We start from the raw sequence: 24,357 nt of genomic DNA, 5'->3' as shown, positions 1-24,357 counted from the left end.
TTTTATTCTGTTCGTAAACTTTTTACGGGATTGGCCGATGCTGCCCTTACGGTTCTTGCCCCCACCGTCAAGAAAGCGATTAGCATTGCCAAAAAACCGGCCACTATGAAATACAGAGGATTCAAGGTGATGCGAAAGGGATAAGACTCCAACCAATTGTTCAAAAAGAACCAAGCCAAGGGTACGGCTATGATAAAAGCAAAGCCTACCAATTTCAAGAAATCTTTGGTCAATAATAAGGTAATGGAGGATACGCTTGCCCCGATTACTTTCCTAACACCAATTTCCTTGGTACGCTGGGTCACTACCAGTATGGACATGGCAAAAAGCCCAATACAGCTCAAGAGAATTCCCAGGACGCTACCGCTTGTGATAATGGTGGCCATGGTTTTTTCCCGTCGAAATGTACGATCTACATTTTCATCCAAAAACGACCCCAAAAACTCGGCTTGCGGCTCTACTTTTCCCCAAACAGCCTTTATGGCATCATAAGATTCGGCGATGGCCGCGGGACTCACTTTGACGTAGGCATAGTAGAGGTCCCTTTCTTGGTTCATGAAAAGGGTCAGTGGTTCAATTTCCCTGTTAATATTCTGAAAATGATAATCTTTCAATACTCCAATGACGGTATAAGGGCCTTCGTCTTCCTGGATTTTGACGGATAGGGGGTCTTTCTCGTTCAATTCCTTTGCCATGGCCTCATTGATCACTATACTGAGACTGTCTGCGCCGTATTCTTTGCTAAAAGACCTACCCGAAACCAAGGGAATATCCAAGGTTTTTAAATAATCGTGGTCAACAGTGAGGACATTGGTACCTATACTACGCTCTTTATAATCAAATCGCCATTTACTGGTGGACGAACTACCGTCCCTTCCCCGCCCCAAATTATTATCGGCACCGGTTACACTAAGTATGTTTGGGTTGTTTTTAAGTTCTTCCCGTAGGAGTTGTACCACTCGATAGCTATCCGTTTTGCCATTGAGTGGAATGGAAATCACCTGCTCCTTGTTATAGCCCAAGTCCTTGTTTCTCATATACTGGATTTGTCCATGAAGAACTATGGTGCCGCTAATGAGAACAATGGCAATGACAAATTGAAGCACAATAAGGCCGTTACGCAATCGGTTCTTCCCCATTTCCCATTTGCCCTTTAGGGCCCTAATGGCGTTGAGCTTGCTTAATATGAGAGCCGGATATCCGCCGGCAATGAGTGTAATGAACAATAGGGAAAGAAAAAGACCTACCAATATAGCCGGCTTGGATAGATTGGAAAGGGTTGCCTGTGTGTTAAAAAGAGACTTGAAAGGATCCAATAGCAAATGAGCGACTACCAGTCCCAATACAATGGAAACCACAAAAATCAAGATACTCTCCAACCAAAATTGTCCAAAAAGTTGGCGCTTAACTGCTCCAAGGGTTTTTCGCATACCAATTTCCTTGAGCCGTTTTTCTCCCAAAGCAATGTTCATGTTGATAAAATTGGCACAAGCGATGAAAATGATGAGCAAGGCAATCCCCATAATTAAATAGGGGAAGGTACGGTTGACTATGGCGATACCGGTTGCATAGGAGACAAAGGCAACGTCGGAATAGGGAAGGAGGTGAAATTGTTTGTATTGTCCGTTGGTATCGGGCAATGCTCCATCGCGAATCATATTTTGTATCTGATTTTCATAGTGTAGGTTGGCAAAGGAGCGAGTATTTTCTTCAAACCGGGATAGGGAAACACCTTCTTCCAACTCTAAGTAAACCAAATGGTTGTAAGAGTCCCATGTGTCGAGGTTTGGAAGATACTCCGTGTGGCTTTCAAATGGAATTACAATATCAAAGTCCACACTACTGTTCACGGGAGTGTCCTTCAGTATTGAGGCAACCGTGTAGGGAAGCTGCTCCCTGCCTTGTTGTAACAGGATAGTTTCTCCAACGGCATTCCCATCTCCAAATATCCTTTTGGCAGCACTTTCAGTCAGTGCGATGGAATTTTTGTTAGGAATAGGTTTTTGAGTGTTGCCCATTACCACAGGGTAACTGAAAAGAGTAAAAAAATCGTTGTCCACATATTCGGCATCCAGGTCAAAGTCTTTGTTTTGGTACGTGGCCAAAGCATCTTGGCTAAGGGAGCGGGAAATATGCTTTATTCCGGGCACTTCCTCCTTTAATGCCGGGGCCAAAGGAATAGGATTTACCACACTTATGGTTGTTCCTTTTGGGGTTTGATTGGACAGATATAGTTGATAGACCGAGTCCTTTTTTTTGTGGAATTGGTCAAAGGATAACTCAAACATGGCTGTCATGCCCAAAAGAATTGCTATTGCAAAAGCAGTGGACAATCCAATCAAATTGGCTGTTGTGAAGACTTTGTTTTTGAGAAGATTTCTCCAGGCTATTTTAATATAGTTTTTGAACATGGCTTTCCTCTATTATTGATGAATTACTCCGTCCGTAAACTTTTTACGGGATTGGCCTTTGCAGCCCTAATGGCTTGGAAGCTGACTGTAACTACGGTCACGAACATTGCCCCAAGCATAGCCAGGGCAAAAATCCACCATTTCAAAATCACACGATACGGGTACTCCTGTAACCATCCATTCATAACGTAATAGGCTATAGGCACAGCTATAAAACAGGAAATGATGACCAGTTTTAAAAAGTCTTTGGATAACATGTTCCACACGTTGAACACGGTAGCCCCCAACACCTTGCGAACTCCAATTTCCTTGGTTCGCTGTTCCGCTACAAAGGAAGTCAATCCAAAAAGTCCCAAACAGCTGATCAGGATAGCCAAGGCAGTAAAGATTCCCGAAAGACGACCAATACGCTCCTCGGCGGCAAATTTCTCACCGTATTCTTCATCCACAAAGTCGTACTGGAACGGGATATTGGGAAAGTGCTCCTTGAAGACCCGTTCAATTATGGCCAGATTTTGTCCGGCACTTTGTTTGGGATTCAACCGTAGGTTGTAAAAGGAAGCATTGCCGTATTTATCAAAGGTGTACATCCCTTGTTTTACAGGCTCATATGGGGATTGTGCGATCATATCCTGAACCACGCCAATAACCTTTAAAGGCTCACTCGGATTTTCAGTGTCCTTATCCTTTAAAAGTTTGCCAACAGGGTCTTTAAGCCCCATATATTTTACGGCAGTTTCGTTGAGCAGAACAGCATTGGAATCCGAAGGAAATTCCCTTGAAAAATCCCTGCCCTCCACAATTTTTAAATTGAGCGATTTGGCGTACTCGGGGGAAACCTCGGTATAGGCCAAATCTTCTTGGAACCCTTCAGGTTTGCCTTCCCAGGTCCACCCACTTCGATTGGACCAAATGTTGGTGGTTGGGCTACTGGAGGATGACATTTCCACAACCGCCCCGGAGCCGATGAACTCATCTCGCATCAACTCGTATTTTCCGGCAAAATCCTGACTCATGACCGGAACCTGCACCAAACCTTCACGATCGTACCCAATAGGTCGGTTTTTAGCATGGTTAATTTGTTGCATTACGATGACAGTTCCGATGATAAATGCCACCGAAACGGTGAACTGTAGCACGACCAAGATTTTTCTGGGCAATCCGGAATGCTTCCCTGCCTTGAAGGTGCCCTTTAGTACATCAATGGGCCTGAAGGAGGAAAGGTATAGAGCAGGATAACTGCCGGCCAATAGGGCTGTAGCCAGAATAAATAGAAGGGAGGCCGCCCAAAAACCGGGAAGTGTCCACGGAAAATCCATTTCCTTTCTGGCCAACTCATTGAATCCATTTAAGGATATGGCCACAATAAGAACAGCAATGATAAAGGCCAATAGGACCACCAAAAAAGATTCTCCCAAAAATTGGTTGATCAATTGCCCACGCTGGGAGCCAATGGACTTTCGGATCCCTACTTCCTTGGCCCTTTTTTCGGAACGGGCCGTGCTGAGGTTCATAAAATTGATACAGGCCAAAAGCAACACAAAGACCCCAATGATGCCAAACAACCAAACGTATTTGATACGTCCGCCCACCTGCTTTCCATTTTCAAAAAAATTGCGAAGGTGCCAGTCTTTCATGGGCAACAACATAAGCTGGGGGTTAAATTCAACGGTATCTTCGTTCAAATCTTTTTTTACATCCTTTATGGCCGATGTAACCCCTTCCATGGTGGTGTTGTCTGCAATTTGAACAAACATTTGGAAAGAATTGTTCCCCCATTGGTCCTCGGATTTCTGAAGCCATTCCGCTGTGGTGATATATTTGTCCCAGGGCATGAGATAATGCATATCATTAAAGGAGGCATTAAAAGGAATGTCCTCATAGACTGCGGTGACCATCATATCATACTGACTGTTGACCTTGATGACCTTCCCAATGGGTTCCTCATTGCCAAAAAGGGCATTGGCCGTAGAAACGGAAATCATAACGGAATTGATTTCCCTTAAGCCGTCCTTTTCTCCCTTTATAATATTTAGGTCAAGCATTTCAGGAGCCTCCTGTTGCATAAAGTTTCCGGTTCTTGAAATACTGGTTTCCTTATATTTTAAATATTGGGAATTGTTCCACGAGGCCATTACCAAGCGCTTGAAATTGTCCATATATCCATCGCGGAACGCTTTTTCCAAAGGACGGGGAATGGCAGGACCTGTACCGGTTTCACCATTAAAGGTCTGTGATTGGAATATTTGGGCAATACGGTCTTTATTGGAGAAATAATCATTGTGGGTGAGCTCATCCTGCATCCACAGGCCAATGATGAGGGCAACCGCCATGCCCAAGGCCAATCCACCCACGTTTATGATGGTGTACGCTTTGTGCTTAGTCAGGTTTCTCCAGGCAATTTTTAAATAGTTCTTTAACATGATGGTTTTGTTTTTTGATGTGATTTATTCGGCCCTCAAACTTTTTGCCGGGTTGACCAAACCTGCTTTTATGGCTTGGTAGCTGACCGTTAAAAATGCGACCGCCAAGGCCAAAAGACCGGACAGTAAAAAGACCCACCAAGAAATATTGATCCTATACGCAAAATCTTCCAGCCAACGGCTCATCAAGTACCAGCCAATAGGGGTTGCAATGAGTATCGATATCAAAATCAACTTTACAAAATCAAAAGTGAGCAATTGATATATACTTTTAAAAGGGGCTCCAAGAACCATGCGGATGCTTATTTCCTTTTTGCGTTGTTCAACCAAAAATGCGGAAAGGGCAAAGAGGCCCAAACAGGCCACAAGAATGGCAAATAGGGCAAAGCTGTTGAATATTTTTCCCATACGCTGGACATCATCATGCATTTGCGCAAACTCCTGATCTAAAAAGGTATACTCAAATGCTTGTTGGGGTACATAGTCCTGCCATATGGCTTCAATGGCATGGATTGCCCTAGTGGTTTCCCCCTTGTTCAGTTTTACGGAGACCATGCTTGGACTGTTGCCAATGACCAATGAGACCGGGCTAATTTCTTCTTTGAGATTTTTATAGTGGAAATCCTCAAGGACACCGATTATGGTCCAATCTTCACCATTATTGATCCGTTTGCCTATGGGGTTATCAAAGCCTAATTCCTTCGCCATGGATGAATTAATGACTATGGTAGACGAATCACTGGCATAATCCTCGGAAAACCCCCTTCCATTTTTAACCTGTAGCCCTAGGGTTTGTATATAATCATGGTCTACCCGCCATACTTGTGCGGGAACGGAAATTTCTTGCCCTTCATTACCAATCAAACCAAAAGTGTTCCCATTTCGTTTTGTGCCCTCTATGGGAAGGTAATCACTTATGGTCACCGATTTTACATTGGATGATTCAAGAAGCCTTTCCTTAAAGGACTCAGTATTGTTTTTTAATAAGTTGGTTCCCTTGATGACCAATACCTGTTCCTTGTTGAACCCCAGTTTCTTGTCCAAAATGAAGTTCATTTGCTTATAAATGATCAAGGTGCCAATAATCAACACTACCGAAGTGGTAAACTGAAAAACAACCAATCCACTGCGGAGTTTTCCACTTTTGCTTCCCGTACTCAGGGAACCCTTGAGCACGTTCACCGGTTTAAAAGCGGATAGGTAAAAGGCAGGATATAGCCCTGCAATGATTCCTATGATCAAGGCGGCCACCCCTATTATGGGTAGGAACCACCATGTTCCCCATGGCATTCCAATGTTTTTGGCGGCAATGGAGTTAAAGGTAGGGAGCAGCCCCCAAGCCAATAAGACCCCAATAACAAAGGAGATGATGCTAAAGATGATGGACTCGGTTAAAAACTGGCTCACTAAATCGCTCCGAAAGGCTCCTACCGTCTTTTTCAACCCCACCTCTTTGGCCCTATTGGCAGACTTGGCGGTAGACAAATTGATGAAATTTATTACTGCCAGCAATAAAACAAACCCCGCAATGGCAGCAAACAACCAAACAAAGCGAATGTCGCCATGTTTTAGCCCATCACCCATCTTTAAATCCGATTTTAGGTGAATGTCCCCAATGGGTTGTAGTTTGTACTCCAGGGTTTGTAACACTTCCATGAAGTTCTCTCCGCGCATTCTTTCGCGATAGGCGGGAATGACAAAATTATCTAGAATGGAGTGCATTTTCTTTTCCAAAGAGAAAACATCAACATTGTCATCAAGCAACACATAGGTAAAGTAATTGTTGTTGGACCAACTCATATTGGTGTCCTCAATCGCCAGAAGGAAATCAAAGTCCATATGCGATTTTTTCGAAAGATCTTCCTTGATGATTCCTGTCACCGTGTAGGGTCTACTGGAATTGTCGTCAAGAAAAACCGTTTTGCCCACGGCATTGCCGTCAGGGAAATATTTGGCCGCCTTGGAGGCCGTCAATACAATGCTACCGGGATTAACCAATAGATTTTCAGGATTGCCCTGTTCCAGTTCCAATTCCAATAGGTCAAAAACGGGCTGGTCCGCATATATAAAACCTTCTTCAAAGTTGTTTTGGGTGGTTCCTTCTGCCCGCAACGCCCTTCTTCCCGCACCAAAAAGTTCACTGGTGTTTATCTTTCCCGCTTTTTGGATTTCCGGAAAGGTAGATGCCAATGTTTCGGCAAAAGGAAGTTGAAAATGAACGCTTTTAAGCTGTTCGCCATTCATCATACCTTGCATGACCACGCGGTAGAGGCGATCTTTGTTCTTGTAATGGGTATCGTAGCCCAGTTCATTTTTTATAAAAAGGGCTATCAAAAGACAAGCGGCAATGCCTACGGCAAAACCACCGATTTTAATGGATGTAAACAGTTTGTCCTTTTTGATGTTGCGCCAGGCAATCTTTATATAGTTTTTGAACATGGCTTTTCGTTTTTTGATGATGATTATTCTGTTCTTAGGCTTTTTATGGGATTCACAATGGCCGCTTTTATGCTCTGATAGCCCACGGTAAGCACCGCCACGCCAATGGCCAAAAGGGCCGCCAAGGCAAACACCCACCATCCTATCTCTATCCGATAGGAAAAATCTTCCAACCACTTGTCCATGGCAAACCAGCCAATGGGCAAGGAGATAAGGATGGAAATCCCGACCATTTTTAGGAAGTCGGTGGTCAATCGGTAGGTAATCTGTTGTACACTGGCACCCAATACTTTTCGGATTCCGATTTCCTTGGTTCGCTTTTGTGCGTTGAAGGCGGCAAGCCCGAACAAGCCCAAGCAAGCAATCAAAATGGACAGTACCGTGAAGACCATGAATATTTTGCCCAAACGTTGTTCTGCATCATAGGTGGTATTGAAGGAATCGTCCATAAATCGATAGTTGAAAGGCTGCCCTGGAGCAAACCTGTTCCAAATTCCTTCGATTTTGGCAATGGCCGATGAAAAGTCACCAGCATTCAATCGTACTGCCAACATACCCGACGGTTGTCGGTCCAAAAAGAGACCCAATGCCCCAATATTTTCCCGCAAGGACTCGTAATGGAAGTTTTTGACCACCCCGATAATGGTGCTGAACCTGAGTTCTTCAACGGCTAGGTCATCGGTCATTTTAAGGCCCAATGCTTCTTCAGCGCTAAGACCAAGAATTTTTAGGGCAGCTTCATTGATGATCATCCCAGTGGAGTCGGTCCCAAATTCGTTGCTGAAATTGCGTCCGGCAATGAGCTCCATGTCCATCGTATTTATGTAATCTTCATCAACGGCCCATGTTTGCATTTGAACGGCATTTTCTTGACTCAAAGCCCCTTCTTTGACAAAGGATCCGTTGGAACGGGATGAAGGTGTGGGGAAATAAGAGCTTAGGGTGGCATTTTTGGTCTGACTTAGTTTGAGAACTTCTTCTTTAAGGGCCTCTACCTGCGATCCGGCGGAAAAAACATCGTCTATCAGAACCACTTGATCTTTGGTAAAGCCCAAGTCTTTGTTTTGAATGAATGTCAGCTGCTGAAAAACAACAATCGTACTGACAATCAGAAATACCGAAATGGCAAACTGGAACACCACCAATGCATTGCGTACATTGCCACCTCCCACATCACTTTGCCCTCCGCCCTTAAGGGTTTTCACGGGCATAAACCGCGACATGAAAAAGGCAGGATAGCTTCCAGAAAATATCCCCAAGATAATAGTGGCCAATAGTAGAATTCCCCAAAATATTGGATTTGTATAGGGTATGGCAATCGACTTTCCGGCAAGTTCATTGAAAAAGGGAAGTACTGCTGAGGCAATGATCAGCGCTACCAAGAGTGAAATGAATGAGATAAGCCCCGATTCGATCAAAAACTGGCGTACCAAGTCTATTTTATTGGACCCCAAGGTTCTTCTTATCCCCACTTCTTTGGCCCTTTTCAAGGAATAGGCCGTGGAGAGGTTCATGAAGTTCACACAGGCAAGAACAATCAAAAACAAGCTTATAAAAGAAAGGATGTACACATTTTGCATGGTACTGTTGGAGCTCATTTCGGATTGCCTATTTGAATGGAGGTGAATGTCCGTCAAGGGCATGGTATGATAGTTGACGAAGTTCCCCGAAGCAAGGAAGGATTCCTTGGTGATGCCCGGAAAATAATTTTGCGCCCAAGGCAGTAAATAGTTGTCGAAGAGCGTATTCAATGGAACTTGGAAATCTGCCACGTTCGCCGAGGGAATGAGTTTGACGAACGTATAGTAATTGTGACTGCCCCAATCGGGTGACCGGGAATCCGCAAAACCGCTCATGGCCATAAAAACGGAATGGTCCCTCAAGAACGAATTTTTTGGAAGGTCATCAATGATTCCCGTAACGGTATAAGTGTCCGTATTGTTCAGCAATAGACTTTGCCCCAAAGCGTCTTTGATCCCAAAATGCTTTTCAGCGGCAGTTTTTGTCAGGATCAAAGTGTTGGGTTGGGTCAGGGCTGTTTCGGAATCGCCCACCAAGAGGGTTATCCCAAAGAAGTCAAAGAAGGTAGAATCGGCAAAAGCAACTCTGGGCTCCTTGGTGTTCGCAGAGGTTCCACTTTTTCTCAAGAGCAGGCTGCCCCGGTCCCGAAACCGCATGGCAGATTCCACCTGTGGAAAATCCCTGAGTATGACTTCGGCCATGGGGGCTGCAGACTCGGAAGCTTTGATTTCGGCTCCGCCGAATTTAATGTCCGTGTCAATCCGGTAGATGCGTTCGGCATCCGCGAACATTTTGTCATAGCTCAATTCGTCATGGATAAAAAGACAGATAAGCAAGGCACCCGCCATTCCAATGGCAAGGCCAAAAGTGTTGAGAAACGTAAAAAAGGGTTGCTTTTTCAGATTCCTCCAGGCAATTTTTATGTTGTTCTTAAACATGACGTGTTGTTTTATTGATTTAGCTTATTCGGTTCGCAGGCTTTTTACAGGGCTCGCCAAAGCCACTTTTAGGGTCTGGTAGCTTATAGTGATAAGGGTGATTGCCATGATGGATATGATGGCGAGGGCAAAAATCCACCAATGTATTTGGGTTCTATAGGTATAGCCTCGGAGCCATTGCTCCATAAGATACCAAGCAATTGGAGTGGCCAAGACCCCGGCAATAAGAATAAGTTTGAAAAAATCCATGGAGAAAAGGGTCAAAATGTTGGCCACATTGCTTCCCAATACTTTTCTGATTCCGATTTCCTTGGTGCGTTGCCCAACAAAGAAGAGGATAAGCCCATATAGACCAAGACAGCCAATCAATATGGCCAATGCCGAGAAGACTTTGGATAGGGACAGATAGCTTTGTTCCGCTTCATATTGTTCCGCAACCCTTTCATCCAAAAAGTGGGGTTCAAAAACGTACCCTTCAAAGGTGTTGGACCATTTTTCATTGATTTGGTCCAGAGTGGACCGTGTATTCTGTGTACGTAGTTTCAGGGCGATTTGCGAAAACCAATAGGGGTGATAGGCTACAAAAATAGGGCTGATGTCCTGCGTGAAATCACTGTCATGGAAGTTGGCCATAACCCCAACAATGGTGGCCTTGGTTCTTCCACCATTAACCTCAATGCGTTTGCCCAATAGTTCCTCCGAAGAGGCCAGCCCGAGTTTTTCTCCCAGTTTTTCATTTACGAGGACTTCGGTAATGGAGTCATGCTCAAAAAAGTTTCTGCCGGCCACCAATGGAATATCAAAGGTTTCAAGGTAATCCTTGTCGGCAAGTTTGGCCTGAATGCTGAACTCCTCATCTTCTGGGCGATTATGGAATTTTATATTGGTACCCCAATTGCTGTGCGCTGCCCCAGGGCTGTCCAGGCAATTGGAAATATGCTCTACCCCGGAAATTCGGCTCAATTGGTCTTTTAGGGACAACAATTGTACGGGTTCTACTTCTGTGGGAATGTCGACCATGACAATGGATTCCCGATCAAACCCCAAATCGGTGTTAACGGCATAATCAATCTGTCTGGAAATGATAAGCGTTGCAGCGATCAAGGTGATGGAAATGGCAAATTGCGCCACGACCAAAACCTTACGGGTCGTTGTACCACCGGTATCGTTATGGCTAAGCTTGCCCTTAAGGGCAAGTACAGGGACAATGCGGGACATCAATATTCCAGGATAGCTTCCGGATAGGAAAGAGACAAAAAGCAAGACCGCGGTCAGAAATGCGAAAAACCGAACATTCCAAAGGTTGGTCATGGAAAGCTCCAGTTCAAACAGATGATTGAACGAGGGAAGAAACAATACGGCCAATAATATGCCCAATCCAATGGCAAAAAGACTGATTACAAAGGTTTCCGACAAAAATTGCCAGAACAAATGGTGCCTAAAGCTTCCCAACACCTTTCTAACCCCAATTTCTTTTGACCGGTAGAATGCCTGCGCCGTGGAAATGTTGATGAAATTTATACAGGCAATCAAGACCAAGAACAAGCCAATAATGGCAAAAACCCACATCAGGGTCGGGTTGGCACCCCCGTACTGTGGATTGAAATGGATATCGGAAAGCGGCTGTAACTTATATATGTGCTTGTTTTTGCTGTCCGGGCGATGCTTTTTTGGAAGTTCCAACAGCGCATTTTCAATGTCGGCGATATTCTGGTTGGGGTACAAAAGAACAAAGCACTGCAGATGGGAACTGATGCCCCCCCAAGTTTCCTCCGCCACAAACTCATCGGAATTTTCCAAGGTCTTGAATGAAATGAACAATCCTTGGCCGATCAACGAGGTTTTGGGCAGATCTTTGAGAACACCTATGATCTCGATGGCCTCACTATTATCATACAAGAGGGTTTTGCCCAATGCATCCGGGGAGCCAAACAATTTCTCTGCCATCTTTTGGGTAATGTAAGCCGTATGGGGTTCCTCCAAGGAGCGATTTCCGGCAGCTTCTACCAAGGGGAAGGTCATGATGCCAAAGAAATCCGGTTCCACAAAGGCAACATCCTCTTTGTAAGGTTGCCCCTGCTGTCTATTTTCCACTTTCAGGGTTACCTCGTCCCAACTCACTACCTTGGCTACCTTTTCCGCATATTGGTAATCTTCACGGAACACTTTTGCAAAAGCTGGGGGTACGGATGCATTGTAACCTATTTCGTCTTGATGACTTTCGGTAACGGCCCTGTAGATCCTATCCGAGTTCTCATGAAAATTGTCAAAGGAAAGATGAAATGTCAAAAACAGATATATCAAAATACTGCTACCAAAGCCTATGGCCAGACCAAGGATATTTATAGTGGTGAACACCTTTCTTTTGACAAGGTTCCTCCAAGCGATTCGGATATAGTTTTTGAACATGATGGTTGTTTTTGATGATGATTGATGAATAAACCCTTATACCATTGCCTTCATGGGTTTGTTTTGACTTTCAGTGACAATTTGCCCATCGAATAGGTTAATGACTCTGTGTGCATAATGCGAATCACGGTCCGAGTGGGTCACCATGACAATGGTGGTGCCTTCTTGGTTCAGTTCGGTCAATAGGTTCATGACCTCGATACCATTTTTGGAATCCAGGTTCCCCGTAGGCTCATCCGCCAGAATCAGTTTGGGGTTGGTAACAACGGCACGGGCAATGGCTACCCTTTGTTGTTGACCCCCTGACAATTGCTGTGGAAAGTGCTTTTCCCGATGCGCAATTTTCATGCGTTCCAAGACTGCCTTTACTTTTTCACGACGCTCAGATTTGTTCATTTTTAGATAGATGAGGGGTAGCTCCACATTTTCGAAAACCGTAAGCTCATCAATAAGGTTAAAGCTTTGGAAGACAAAGCCTAGGTTTCCTTTTCGCAATTGGGTGCGTTGGCTTTCCTTGAGCCCCCCCACTTGATGGCCGGCAAATTCATAGCTTCCCTCGGTAGGGTTGTCCAACATTCCAATAATATTCAGGAGGGTGGATTTTCCACATCCGGAAGGACCCATGATGGCCACAAACTCTCCCTCGGCAACCTTTAGGTTTACCCCGTTCAGGGCCAAGGTTTCCACTTCTTCGGTTCTGAAGCTTTTTTTAAGATTCTGTATCTGTATCATTTTTATGGTTGTTTCGCTGTTAGTATATAGACTTCTTTAAATCAATAGGTGTTACAGGTTGGAGGATTATTTTAACACAATCCGTTCTGCGGTTCCAAAACTGTCATAGTTACTGGTAATCACTTCTTCACCAGGTTGTAGGCCCTCAAGGACCTCGTAATACCTTGAATTCTGTTTGCCCAGACGCACATTACGTTTTAGGGCCTCGCCCCCATCAGGGTTCACCACAAATACCCACTGGCCTCCGGTACTCTGGAAGAACCCGCCTTTGGGCAACAAAAGGGCTTCGTTGGATTCACCTAACTGTAGACGAATGTTGTAGCTCTGTCCTGCACGGATGGTCTCGGGCTTTTCATCGGTAAATACCAAATCTACCTTAAAGCGACCGTTCCGTACTTCGGGATACACCTTGCGCAGTCGTAGGCCATATTCCTTTTCATTACGCTCCAAGGTTGCGGACAGGTCCCGTTTTACCCGATCAATGTAGTGCTCGTCTATTTCGGCCTCGATTTTAAAATCGGTGAGTACATTGATTTGACCGATACGTTCCCCTTGGGCAATGTTCTGTCCGATTTCGGCATCCAAAAACCCAAGCTGGCCATCTGCAGGGGCACGGACGTTGAGGTGGTCCAAACGCTCGTAGACCATGGATAGGGTCTTGTGCATCCGGGCCAAATCGGCATCCAGACCGGTCAAGGAAGTTTCCCTCAACTCATCATCCTGCTCGGTTTGCAGTTTTACAATGTCATGTTGTTTTTTGGCGAGCTCGTAATTTTCCTTGGAAAGAAGGTAGGTTTCTTTGGAAATCAGTTCGTCCTTGAACAGCTCTTCATTCTGCTCGTAGTTTCGCTTTAGGCGTTGAAGGTCATACTCGGCGGTGGCCAAGTTCCGTTTGCCCTCCACTTGTCTTGAATCGAAGGTAAGTTTGGTGGACCGAAGATCGTTCTGTTTGAGGGCCAAGTTACTCTCGCTCGCCAAGATCTGTTCGTAGAGACCCATGTTTTCGAGCTTGAGAATGATGTCTCCCTTTTTTACCATGGACCCTTCCTCAATCAACTTTTCCGAAACCCTTCCGCCTTCATAGGCATCCATATAAATGGTGGCTATTGGGGCCACAGTACCGTTGATGGTAATATAGTCATCAAACTTGCCGGCGGTGACCTGTGCTATGGAAAGGCGTTCCTTTTCGGTCCTGAAGGTGGAAACGGAACTGGCAAAAAGCAGCTTCCATCCCACGAACAATAAAAGTACGCCCAAGGCTATATAGCCGTAATGTTTGGGTTTAAGTCCTTTCTTTTTCTCTAATTGTATATCCATGGTTCTGATTAGTTGATATTAAAAATGGGTAGGCCGCTATAAAAATCTATGGTGCTCTTGTTCACTCTCAACCGGAGACCTACCTGTAAGTTTTCGTTTTGTGCCACGCCGTACAAATTCTTGGCCTGGAAAAGGTCCAAGGCATTGATGAGTCCTTTTTCGTAGCGTTTTTGGGCAATGGTGAACGCCAATTGTTGGGCCTCCACCTTTTGGTTGCTTTGCTCGTATTCTGCGATCAATGCCTGATTGGTCTGTACGAGCTGTTGCAATAACTGAAAAAGTTCCTGCTCTTGGATCTTAAGATTGTTCTGTGCCTGCAAATAGGCAATTTTTTGCTGTTTCACCCGGGAATGGTTGGACCATCCATTACTGATGGGGATGCTCAGTTCGGCCCCAACAAACTTGGAAGTGTTATCGTTGAACTGGGTTTTAAAAGGAATGATGTTCCCATTCTCATCCACATTGGTCTCAAAATAACTGGTCCCGTATCCGGCGACCAAGGAAAGGGAAGGATAAAGTGTACCCCTTGCGGCCTGAAGTTGTTTTTTGGCAGCACTTACCCGGTATTCCTGTGATTTCACCAAGGGCACAAACCCTCTTGCAGTTTCATATAAGGAATCCAAGGGAGCGCTTTCAATTTCATTGGGAAGGGGCTCTAAAGTTTCCTGTAGGGTAATATCCGTTATTTCGTTGAGGTTCATTTCTTGAAGCAAGACCAACTTGGCATTGGTGAGCAGGTTTCTGTTCTGGGTCACCAATAATTTATCGCCCAACAGATTGGATTCGGCCTCGTAGAGGTCGGCACCCGCCATGATGCCCAGTTCTACTTGCTTTGCAACCAAGTCGTAATTGGCTTGGGAGATTTCCTGTTGCTCCAAGGAATTGGCCACAAGCCCTTCGTAAAACTTGATATCGTAAAAAGCGCTCATCACCCTGAAGGCCAAGAGGAATTTTTCTTGTAACACATCTTCCTGTGTGGCCTTCAAAATGAATTTTGAGGCTTTTATCGAGTTCAATTTTTGAAACCCCTGAAATAGTCCCATGTTGGCACTTAGGGAGTAATTGTTGCTAAAGAATTCCGTGTTCACATAATCGTTGGTGTTCGGGTCGGCCGATCTACCGTAGCGAATCCTATAATCGGTATAGCCGCCCACAGAGGGCAACAAATCACGGATTGACTGGCGATAGGTCTCTTTGCTTGAGTCGCGGTTATAGTTGGTGTTCTTTACCTGAAGGTTGTGCTCAATGGCGTAGGCCACACATTCGTCCAAGGTCCAGGTCTCTTGTGAAAACCCGGAGATTGCAACGAAAAATAAAAGGCCGGTAATGTATGTTCTAAGGTTCATAATGTATTCCTGTGCCAAAACTATGTCCATTCTTGTGCCAAAAACATAATAGTCTAATTATCAATTAATTAAAATATTTTCTAAAAAGAAAGTTAAGCATAGGTGTAAAATATTTATACAAAAAATGTCAAATTATTTTACACATCGATGGCTTGCATTGTACCAATTCGTAGTTTTAGAATTGAAAAGGAATTATAGGAGTTATGACCGACGCCAAGATTTTAGTGGTAGATGACAACAAGAGCGTATTGAGCGCTTTGGAGATTTTACTCCAGTTTGAATACAAAAGCGTTCAGACCTTGTTCAACCCCAACCAGATTTCTTCCTTTCCCAATATGGAGGAAATGGACATTGTGCTGTTGGACATGAACTTTTCCGCTGGGGTGAACACAGGGAACGAAGGATTGTTTTGGCTCAACGAGATCAAAAAGAAATCCCCCAACACCTCTGTCATCATGATGACGGCCTACGGTGCGGTGGACTTGGCGGTAAAGGCCTTGAAGCAGGGCGCATCCGATTTTGTTCTGAAGCCTTGGAACAACGAACGGCTCATGACCACGGTGCAATCGGCCTACGAGTTGCGGAAATCCAAACAAGAGATCCACAACCTGAAGAAAAAGGAAAGCAACCTAAAACAGGTCATCAATGAGGACAAGAACTTTATCATTGGCCAATCCAAGGCGCTCTCCTCGGTTTTGAACTTGGTCGCCAAGGTGGCCAAGACCGATGTCAATGTCCTTATCACCGGCGAAAATGGAACGGGGAAAGAACTCATCGCTCGGGAATTGCACCGATTATCCGCAAGAAAAAATGAGGTGTTCATTGGGGTGGACATGGGGTCCATTGCCGAGAACCTTTTTGAAAGTGAACTGTTCGGGCATGTAAAAGGATCCTTCACCGATGCCAAGGAAGATCGGGCGGGAAAATTTGAGGCCGCCCACCAAGGCACCCTGTTTCTGGACGAAATCGGGAACCTTTCTTTGCAGATGCAGGCCAAGTTGCTCTCTTCCATTCAAAATAGGGCTGTGGTCCGGGTAGGGTCCAACACCTCCAGTCAGGTGGATATTCGGTTGGTCTGTGCCACCAATTGCAATCTGGAACAAATGGTAGCGGATGGACTGTTTCGGGAGGATTTGCTCTACCGCATCAACACCATCCATATTGAAGTGCCGCCCTTGCGCGAGCGCGAAGGCGATGTTTTGGTGCTGGCTGACTTTTTCCTGAAAAAATTTGCCCATAAATATGATAAACCCGGACTTCGGATCAACAATGTGGCCCAAGAAAAATTAATGGAATATCCATGGCCGGGCAATGTCAGGGAGTTGCAGCACACCATGGAGCGGGCCGTGATCCTTTCGGATGGAAATGTGCTCAAGCCCACCGATTTTCTGTTGCACGCCAAACCCATGCAGTCTTTGGACCATCAGCCGTTGACGCTGAACGAGATGGAACAGCAGATGATCTTGCGGGCCTTGGACCAGCACGATGGCAATTACAGCGCCGCGGCGGAACAATTGGGCATTTCCAGACAGACCCTCTACAATAAATTGAAGAAAAAGCACGAATAATGGCCAGTCGACATTTTTATATCCAGTTGATTGTTCGGGTGATATTGATCACGCTCACGGCCTTGGCCCTCGCTTTTGCAATCTCTAAAATGTGGTATTTCACCTTGGCATTTTCGGTGATTTTTTTAGTGTCCCAAGTGTATGCATTGATCATATTCATCAACAGGACCAACCGCAAGATTGCCTATTTTTTCGATGCCATCCGCAATGAGGATTTTACCCTTCGTTTTCCCGAACGGGTGGCCATTAAATCCTTCAAGGAACTCAACCAAAGCCTGAACCGGGTCAATGGGCTGATCCAGGAAGTACACCTGCAACTGCAGATCAGGGAACAATACTATCAGGAAATCCTGAAACAGGCCAGTATTGGCATCATGACCTATAACGAGAAGGGCCACATCCTGTTTTCCAACCCCACCATGGAAAAGTTGTTGGACTATTCCCCGCTGAACCACATCAAACAATTGGCCCAAGTGGATGAAAACCTGTTCAAGATCTTTGAAACCTTTGAGCCTTTTGAGCGCAAACAGTTTCAATTGACCAATGAGCGGGAACAGATTCATCTGGCCATCAAGTCCACCCCTTTTACTTTGGATGGCAAATCGCTCCTGTTAGTGGTGATACAGGACATCCACAAAGAACTGGACGAAAAGGAGACCGAATCCTGGGTGCGCCTTATTCGGGTGTTGACGCATGAGATCATGAACACCATCACCCCCATCGCCTCCATTTCAGATTCCATCATCAAATACTATCGGAACAACGGAAAGATCACCCCCATGGAGGAGTTGGAGGAACATCAGATCAAGAACACCCTGAAAGGGTTGGAGGTGATCAAGGAACAGGGGGGCAACCTCATGGACTTTGTACAATCTTACCGAAGCCTTTTGCACGTGCCGGAACCCAACAGGACCATTGTGCAGGGGAAGGCCCTTTTGGGCAAGATCGATGTGCTCATGTCCGCGCGGCTGCATGAGGGCGAAACCGATTTTCAGGTGCTGTGCGACCCGGAGGATTTGGAGCTGTTCATAGATGAAAAGCAGATTGTTCAGGTATTGATCAATCTGGGTAAGAACGCGCTTCAGTCCGTGGGGGATACCAAGAACGGAAAGGTGCAGATGGTGGCCGGGATGGACCGCAACGGGAAAAAATATATCGAAATAAGGGACAATGGCCCGGGCATTCAACCTGAAGTGCTGGAAGAGATTTTTGTGCCCTTCTTCACCACCAAGAGCGAGGGAACGGGGATTGGCCTGAGCCTGAGCAAACGGGTGATGCAACTGCACGGCGGGGGCATACAGGTACACTCCGTACCCGACCAAGAGACCGTTTTTAGATTGACGTTTGCCTAAACCACAATTGAAAATGCAGAAGAAAGAACAGCTATTAAAGTTCTGTTGGGACTATGTGGACACCCGAACGGAGCGCCTGAAAAAAAGTGCCGCGGCCCTACAGGAATCTTTAAATTCCGAAACCAAGAGTAGCGCCGGGGACAAGCACGAGACCGGGCGGGCCATGGTGCAATTGGAGCAAGAAAAACTGGCCCAGCAATTGGTGGAACTTGACCGGCTCAAGGAAATATTACGAAAAATCAATGTTGAAAATGCACAGGGCAAAATCCGTTTAGGAAGTTGGGTAAAGACCAGTACGGCCCAGTATTTTTTGGCCATTTCCTGCGGGGCCGCCCCATGGGAAGGCCAAATGGTCTACTGCATATCGGCGGGATCGCCCATTGCGCAATTCCTCATGGGAAAAGAGGCGGGCCAGACCTTTGACTTTAATGGAAACACCCATACCATTTTGGAGGTGGGTTAAACTATTCCAGACCCAATTTTAATTGGATTTCTTTTTAGCTTGATAACGCCGGTATAACCAAACAGCAATTAAGGCTATTATGGTCAAAGCGGCACTGGTAATTACTGAGATTGTTTCTTTTTCGGCTTGCATAACTGGGGTTTATATCCTCTAATTTACGGTTTTAAGGGTATCAATCTGAACCAGTGCGGATTATCGTCCGCGCTTTTCTCATTTAGATTCTTTTCCTTTGGTTAAATGAACTCAAATCTTTAACCATGGAAAACAACCAGACCGCCTTTTTAAAGGGCGTTACAATTTTGGCCGAGGAACATTTTAGGTCGTTGCGGCCCTACAGATCGGGTTTTGAGGTGGAGCACTTGTATATTAAAGGCTATCAGGACCTGTTGTTCCATCTGGAGTCCTTGATCAATGTCTGCATCTTGGCCTTGGACAATCCCCATGTGGGGGAGCATACGCAGATCAGGGAACCGCAGGTGCACATCCAGAAAGTTCTGGAGCTCACCGCCCAACTTATCCCGTTTGAGGAAGCCGGGTTTTTGGACCAGATGCGGGAACTCATTTCTACTTTGGAAAAGGAAGACTAGCTACTCCAGACCCGGTTTTTTGCGTTGGGACTTCTTTTCCGCAGCTTGTTTTTTGGATTTCAACCGTTTTTCCACGGAAGATCGGGTGGGTTTGGTGGGTTTCCGTTTTTTGGGAACGGTCAAGGCATTTTTCAGCAGGTCAAAAAGGCGCTTTACCACAAGGTCACGGTTTTTGTGTTGGCTTCGGGATTCGTCGCAGTGCAATTGCAGGACCCCATCCTTGGTAAGCCTGGATTTCAGTTTCAGGAGCAGGCGTTCCTTTTCCACAGCGGACAACCCTTGGGATGCGGCCACATCAAAGGCCAGTTCCACTTTAGTGGAAACCTTGTTCACGTGCTGCCCGCCCGCGCCGCTGCTTCGGACGGCTTTACATTGTAGTTCGCTATGGATTTGTTTTTTGTCCACCTTGGAGACGCCTGTTTATGGTCCCCAAAGATACATTAAGGAAAACGGTATCGCCTACCTTCAGTTTTTTTGGCGTGTTGAAATAAAGCATGGGTCCATCTTCCACCTGCCCCTCGTTGAGGTAATGGCTTCCTTTAAAAAAGGAATGGGTCACCCCTACCTTCAATCCCGAAGTGGTGGACACCTTGAACTCATCAGGGTACACCAACACCGATTTATCGATTTGCGAGTACGATTTCAGCAATTTTATGGGCAGTTCGTTCACCTCACCAAAAAGGCTGGCCGTATAGTAGTTGGGTGGATTGCGATACAGTTTTTTGGTCTTCTGGTTGGCAATGATGTGCCCTTTTTCCAAAATCAAGGTCCGCTCCGCAAACGGAAGGACATCACTGGGATCGTGGCTTGCGGTAAGGACGGTTATTCCCTTTTTCTTGAGATGGGCAAAAAGGTTCCTGCGAAGGGAGTTCCGTTTAAAGTTGTCGATATGCCCAAAAGGTTCGTCCAACAAGAGGATCTCGGGCTCTTGGGCCAGTACCCGGGCCAGGGCTACCCGCTGTTGTTGTCCGCCACTCAGATTTTTCACCTTGGTCTTGGCATAGGCCTCCAGTTCTATTAGGGCCAACAGTTCCGCGATGCGCTCTTGGTGGGTTTCCCGCTCAAATACCGAAAGATATTGCCCAATGTTCTCTTCCACCGTGGTGAAGGGCATCAGGTCGAAATCTTGGGAGAGGTATTTCATGTACGGCTCGCCGGGCACCAGATTAAAATTGGGTCCCAAGGCTTGCCTATCGCCCCAAAAAATGGAACCGCCTTCCACATGCAAAAACCCATAAATGATTTTTAGGAGGGTGCTTTTTCCCGAACCACTTTCGCCCATCAGGGCCACATGTTGGCCGGGGGCAACTTCAAACGAAATATCCTTGAGAATCGACTTGTCTTGGTATCCAAAGGAATCAATCTGTACTTTAAGCATAAATGGATAAAAGCAGTTTAGAAAGAAATACGTCAACCTGAACTTGTTTCAGGTTCTCATAAAACCCTTCAATAAAGCACATGGGATTCTGAAATAAATTCAGAATGACGCATTATCTAATTTTCTGAACAGCTATAATTAATTAATCTTTAAACTCCTTGAGCACCGCTTGGTTGGGAAGCTGGTCGTATCCCATGTTGTAAAAGGTGAACCCAAAGATATCCGCATATTGTTCTATGGTCTTGCTTACCGGTGTTCCGGCCCCGTGCCCTGCATTGGTCTCTATCCGAATGAGGGTGGGGTTGGTCCCGGTCTGTTTTTCCTGTAGTTCTGCCGCAAACTTGAAGCTATGGGCAGGCACCACACGATCGTCATGGTCTCCCGTGGTGATCAAGGTGGCCGGATATTCGGTGCCTTCCTTTACGTTATGCACGGGCGAATACCCTTTCAGGTAATTGAACATTTCTTCATTGTCCTCCGAAGTGCCATAATCGTAGGCCCAGCCCGCGCCGGCGGTAAAGGTGTGGTAGCGGAGCATGTCCAAGACCCCAACGGCCGGAAGCGCCACTTGCATCAAATCGGGTCTTTGGGTCATGGTGGCCCCTACCAAAAGTCCGCCATTGGACCCCCCACGAACGGCCAAATATGCCTTGGAGGTATATTGGTTGTCGATGAGGTATTCCGCTGCGGCGATAAAATCGTCAAACACATTCTGCTTTTGGAGCTTGGTGCCCGCAATGTGCCATTCCTTGCCATATTCGCCACCCCCTCTGAGGTTGGGTACAGCATAGATGCCCCCTTGCTCCATCCAAACGGCATTTACAATGCTGAAGGCGGGTGTCAGGCTAATGTTGAACCCTCCATACCCATACAGGATGGTGGGGTTTTTACCGTTGCGCTCCAATCCTTTTTTATAAGTGATGATCATGGGAACCTTGGTGCCGTCCTTGGAGGTGTAGAACACTTGCTCGGATTCGTAGTCTTCTGGGTTGAAATCGATTTGTGGTTTCCAATACTGCTCGTATTCCCCGGTTTCCACATTGAATTTATAGGATGAGCCGGGCGTGTTGTAATTGGTGAACGAAAAATAGAATTCCTTTTCCTCCTTTTTGCCCCCAAAACCACTGGCACTTCCCACACCGGGAAGGTTCACCTCCCGAACCAGGTTTCCATCGTAACCGTATTGTAACACTTTGGAAATGGCATCCACCATATATTCGGCAAAAAAGTAGCCGCCTCCGGTGCCTACTGTTAGTACGTTTTCTGTTTCTGGGATCAAATCCGTCCAATGTTCCGGAGTGGGGTTGGATGCATCGGTCACCACCACTTTTTTATTGGGTGCCTTCCGGTTGGTGATCAAAAACAGTTTGGAACCTTCGTTGTCGATGACAGAGGTGTCGGAATCGGTATCGCCCAGAATGGTGACCAATTTTGCATTGGGGTCGGTGAGGTCCAAAAGGAACAATTTGTTCCCCGATGTGGAAACGGCTGCTGAGATGAACAGGTATTTTTCGTCTTCGGAAACGTACCCGCCCACATAGCGATGTTTTTCCTCAGCAGTGCCCCCAAAGATGATTTTGTCCTCGGATTGGGGTGTGCCCAAAGCATGATAGTATAGTTTGTGCTGATCGGTCTTTCCCGAAAGCTCGCTGCCATCCGGCTTGTCGTAGCTGGAATAGAAGAAACCTTCGTTCCCCTTCCATGAAAGGTCGCTGAATTTGATATCGACCAGAGTGTCTTCCACGACTTCGCGCGATTCGGCATCGATTACAATGCCCTTGCGCCAATCGCTGCCCCCTTCGGAAATAAGATAGGCAGCTTTGGAGCCATCCTTGGTGAAGCTTAGCCCCATCAAGGAGGTAGTTCCATCTTCCGAAAAGGTATTGGGATCTAGGAACACTTCCTCTGGTCCGTCACCCTTTTTTCTGTAGACCACATTTTGGTTCTGCAGTCCGTTATTTTTTGTGAAATAGGTATAGGCCCCTTCGTTGACGGGAGAACCCACTTTTTCGTAGTTCCAGAGTTTTTCCAGCCGGTTTTTAAGGTCTTCCCGGAACGGGATCTTGTCCAAATACCCAAAAGTGGAGGCATTTTGTTGTTTTACCCAAGCCTCGGTTTCTGGGCTACGGTCGTCCTCCAACCAGCGGTAAGGGTCTTTGACCTCGGTTCCGAAATACGTGTCTACGGTATCGACTTTTTGAGTGGTGGGGTAGTTCACAACGATGGGTTCTTTTTTGGGAGTGGTCTGGCAGGCGGCGCATAAAACCACAACAGCTAGGAGATTTTGGTTTCGCATTTTTTCAGATTGATGCTGATAAAAATACCATAAAAACCGACAATCCCTAGCTGCTGCTATGGCTTTAACGTATTTTATGAAATTGCCTCGGAGGTGTTGGAAACCAGCTTGTTCTCCACCAAATATTCGGCAATCTGAACGGCATTGGTGGCCGCTCCTTTACGAAGGTTGTCCGCCACAATCCACATGTTCAAGGTGTTGGGTTGGGTCTCGTCCCTACGGATACGCCCCACGAACACATCGTCCTTGCCATGGGCAAACATGGGCATAGGGTAGGTGTTGGTGTCCGTGTTGTCCTGTACCACAACACCGGGAGTCTCGCTCAACAGTTGTCGCACATCGGCAAGTTCAAAATCGTTTAGGAACTCAATGTTCACCGATTCTGAATGTCCACCAGCGGTTGGGATACGCACTGCGGTGGCCGTAACCGAAAATGTACGGTCGTCCAATATTTTTTGGGGTTCGCGTGCCAATTTCATTTCTTCCTTGGTGTAGCCATTTTCCAAGAACACATCGCAATGGGGCAATGCATTTCGGTTGATGGGGTAGGGATATGCCATGTCACTCTCTATGCCGGCAGCTTCGTTCTCCATTTGTTGAACAGCTTTTAACCCGGTCCCGGAAACGGATTGGTAGGTAGAAACCACCACACGTTTCATCCCATATTTTTTATGTAGCGGGTCCAACACCATCACCAATTGAATGGTGGAACAGTTAGGATTGGCTATGATTTTGTCCTCGGCGGTCAGTTCATTGGCGTTGATTTCCGGCACCACCAATTTTTTGGTGGGGTCCATTCGCCAAGCGGAAGAATTATCGATGACGGTGGTGCCAACTTCGGCAAATTTTGGAGCCCACTCCAAAGACGTGTCCCCTCCTGCTGAGAAGATGGCAATATCGGGTTGGGCGGCAACGGCATCGGCAAGCCCAATAACGGTATGCTCCTCCCCCTTATAAGTCAACGTTTTGCCTACGGAGCGCTCCGAGGCAACCAATAACAATTCTGAAATGGGGAAATCGCGTTCCGCCAAAACTTGCAACATCACTTCGCCAACCATTCCTGTGGCACCTACAACTGCTACTTTCATGCTTACTTAAATTTGAACCGCAAAGGTACGCCAGTTAGCGATCTAAACAAGTATCCCAAAGAAGAATAATCAAAAAATAACAAAAAGTT

At 46.1% G+C, this 24,357-nt stretch carries 16 protein-coding genes; 4 read left to right on the top strand and 12 right to left on the bottom strand.

What is annotated here, in order from left to right:
- Positions 1-2: 2 nt before the first annotated feature.
- The 8 genes from DN53_RS07770 to DN53_RS07735 form a co-directional block, all read right to left on the bottom strand.
- Entirely contained in the window at positions 3-2,411 is a 2,409-nt protein-coding gene (locus DN53_RS07770) for an ABC transporter permease (RefSeq protein ID WP_129653819.1), read from the bottom strand.
- A 23-nt stretch (positions 2,412-2,434) separates the two neighbouring features.
- Entirely contained in the window at positions 2,435-4,834 is a 2,400-nt protein-coding gene (locus DN53_RS07765) for an ABC transporter permease (RefSeq protein ID WP_129653818.1), read from the bottom strand.
- A gap of 24 nt (positions 4,835-4,858) precedes the next feature.
- Positions 4,859-7,273, bottom strand: a complete 2,415-nt coding sequence (locus DN53_RS07760) for an ABC transporter permease (RefSeq protein ID WP_129653817.1) — start codon at positions 7,271-7,273, stop codon at positions 4,859-4,861.
- A gap of 23 nt (positions 7,274-7,296) precedes the next feature.
- Positions 7,297-9,732, bottom strand: coding sequence for an ABC transporter permease (locus DN53_RS07755; protein WP_129653816.1), 2,436 nt, complete (start codon positions 9,730-9,732; stop codon positions 7,297-7,299).
- A gap of 24 nt (positions 9,733-9,756) precedes the next feature.
- A complete protein-coding gene (locus DN53_RS07750; protein ID WP_129653815.1) occupies positions 9,757-12,141 on the bottom strand; it encodes an ABC transporter permease in 2,385 nt (794 codons plus the stop codon).
- Positions 12,142-12,177: 36 nt separating this feature from the next.
- A complete protein-coding gene (locus DN53_RS07745) occupies positions 12,178-12,873 on the bottom strand; it encodes an ABC transporter ATP-binding protein (protein ID WP_129653814.1) in 696 nt (231 codons plus the stop codon).
- Between the two features lie 66 nt (positions 12,874-12,939).
- A complete protein-coding gene (locus tag DN53_RS07740) occupies positions 12,940-14,190 on the bottom strand; it encodes an efflux RND transporter periplasmic adaptor subunit (RefSeq protein ID WP_129653813.1) in 1,251 nt (416 codons plus the stop codon).
- 8 nt (positions 14,191-14,198) lie between these two features.
- Positions 14,199-15,566, bottom strand: coding sequence for a TolC family protein (locus DN53_RS07735; RefSeq protein ID WP_242502095.1), 1,368 nt, complete (start codon positions 15,564-15,566; stop codon positions 14,199-14,201).
- A 173-nt stretch (positions 15,567-15,739) separates the two neighbouring features.
- Between DN53_RS07735 and DN53_RS07730 the strand changes: the two genes are divergently transcribed.
- The 4 genes from DN53_RS07730 to DN53_RS07715 all read left to right on the top strand — a co-directional run bounded on the left by DN53_RS07730 (position 15,740) and on the right by DN53_RS07715 (position 19,506).
- Positions 15,740-17,104 carry a sigma-54-dependent transcriptional regulator gene (locus tag DN53_RS07730; RefSeq protein ID WP_129653812.1) on the top strand — a complete coding sequence of 455 codons (1,365 nt, stop codon included), beginning with the start codon at positions 15,740-15,742 and terminating at the stop codon, positions 17,102-17,104.
- Positions 17,104-18,456 (top strand): sensor histidine kinase, encoded by a 1,353-nt coding sequence (locus tag DN53_RS07725; protein WP_129653811.1) that lies wholly within the window; start codon positions 17,104-17,106, stop codon positions 18,454-18,456. The genes DN53_RS07730 and DN53_RS07725 overlap by 1 nt, the downstream gene beginning before the upstream one ends.
- Before the next feature lie 13 nt (positions 18,457-18,469).
- Positions 18,470-18,919: a GreA/GreB family elongation factor gene (locus tag DN53_RS07720; protein ID WP_129653810.1), complete on the top strand. Its 450-nt coding sequence runs from the start codon at positions 18,470-18,472 to the stop codon at positions 18,917-18,919.
- Positions 18,920-19,176: 257 nt separating this feature from the next.
- The gene (locus DN53_RS07715; protein ID WP_116216578.1) at positions 19,177-19,506 is read left to right on the top strand and encodes a hypothetical protein; all 330 of its coding nucleotides are present in this window, start codon (positions 19,177-19,179) and stop codon (positions 19,504-19,506) included.
- Here the strand turns inward: DN53_RS07715 and arfB are convergent, their stop codons facing one another.
- The 4 genes from arfB to DN53_RS07695 all read right to left on the bottom strand — a co-directional run bounded on the left by arfB (position 19,507) and on the right by DN53_RS07695 (position 24,268).
- Positions 19,507-19,911 (bottom strand): alternative ribosome rescue aminoacyl-tRNA hydrolase ArfB, encoded by a 405-nt coding sequence (arfB, locus tag DN53_RS07710; protein WP_129653809.1) that lies wholly within the window; start codon positions 19,909-19,911, stop codon positions 19,507-19,509.
- The gene (locus tag DN53_RS07705; RefSeq protein ID WP_129653808.1) at positions 19,889-20,884 is read right to left on the bottom strand and encodes an ABC transporter ATP-binding protein; all 996 of its coding nucleotides are present in this window, start codon (positions 20,882-20,884) and stop codon (positions 19,889-19,891) included. Before DN53_RS07705 ends, arfB begins: the two co-directional genes overlap by 23 nt.
- A 142-nt stretch (positions 20,885-21,026) precedes the next feature.
- Complete coding sequence (locus DN53_RS07700) at positions 21,027-23,180, bottom strand: prolyl oligopeptidase family serine peptidase (protein ID WP_129653807.1); 2,154 nt, start codon at positions 23,178-23,180, stop codon at positions 21,027-21,029.
- Positions 23,181-23,254: 74 nt separating this feature from the next.
- Entirely contained in the window at positions 23,255-24,268 is a 1,014-nt protein-coding gene (locus DN53_RS07695) for an aspartate-semialdehyde dehydrogenase (RefSeq protein ID WP_129653806.1), read from the bottom strand.
- Positions 24,269-24,357: the final 89 nt, after the last annotated feature.

It is taken from the genome of Flagellimonas olearia, from assembly GCF_004150225.1.
GTDB lineage: Bacteria > Bacteroidota > Bacteroidia > Flavobacteriales > Flavobacteriaceae > Flagellimonas > Flagellimonas olearia.
The sequence above is the reverse complement of the archived record's forward strand: the minus strand, read 5'-3'. Positions and strand labels throughout refer to the sequence as shown.

Excerpts from the sequence above, each read along its gene's own strand:
- DN53_RS07770 (WP_129653819.1), bottom strand. The coding sequence starts at position 2,411 with ATGTTCAAAAACTATATTAAAATAGCCTGGAGAAATCTTCTCAAAAAC.
- DN53_RS07765 (WP_129653818.1), bottom strand. The coding sequence starts at position 4,834 with ATGTTAAAGAACTATTTAAAAATTGCCTGGAGAAACCTGACTAAGCAC.
- DN53_RS07760 (WP_129653817.1), bottom strand. The coding sequence starts at position 7,273 with ATGTTCAAAAACTATATAAAGATTGCCTGGCGCAACATCAAAAAGGAC.
- DN53_RS07755 (WP_129653816.1), bottom strand. The coding sequence starts at position 9,732 with ATGTTTAAGAACAACATAAAAATTGCCTGGAGGAATCTGAAAAAGCAA.
- DN53_RS07750 (WP_129653815.1), bottom strand. The coding sequence starts at position 12,141 with ATGTTCAAAAACTATATCCGAATCGCTTGGAGGAACCTTGTCAAAAGA.
- DN53_RS07745 (WP_129653814.1), bottom strand. The coding sequence starts at position 12,873 with ATGATACAGATACAGAATCTTAAAAAAAGCTTCAGAACCGAAGAAGTG.
- DN53_RS07740 (WP_129653813.1), bottom strand. The coding sequence starts at position 14,190 with ATGGATATACAATTAGAGAAAAAGAAAGGACTTAAACCCAAACATTAC.
- DN53_RS07735 (WP_242502095.1), bottom strand. The coding sequence starts at position 15,566 with ATGGACATAGTTTTGGCACAGGAATACATTATGAACCTTAGAACATAC.
- DN53_RS07730 (WP_129653812.1), top strand. The coding sequence starts at position 15,740 with ATGACCGACGCCAAGATTTTAGTGGTAGATGACAACAAGAGCGTATTG.
- DN53_RS07725 (WP_129653811.1), top strand. The coding sequence starts at position 17,104 with ATGGCCAGTCGACATTTTTATATCCAGTTGATTGTTCGGGTGATATTG.
- DN53_RS07720 (WP_129653810.1), top strand. The coding sequence starts at position 18,470 with ATGCAGAAGAAAGAACAGCTATTAAAGTTCTGTTGGGACTATGTGGAC.
- DN53_RS07715 (WP_116216578.1), top strand. The coding sequence starts at position 19,177 with ATGGAAAACAACCAGACCGCCTTTTTAAAGGGCGTTACAATTTTGGCC.
- DN53_RS07705 (WP_129653808.1), bottom strand. The coding sequence starts at position 20,884 with ATGCTTAAAGTACAGATTGATTCCTTTGGATACCAAGACAAGTCGATT.
- DN53_RS07700 (WP_129653807.1), bottom strand. The coding sequence starts at position 23,180 with ATGCGAAACCAAAATCTCCTAGCTGTTGTGGTTTTATGCGCCGCCTGC.
- DN53_RS07695 (WP_129653806.1), bottom strand. The coding sequence starts at position 24,268 with ATGAAAGTAGCAGTTGTAGGTGCCACAGGAATGGTTGGCGAAGTGATG.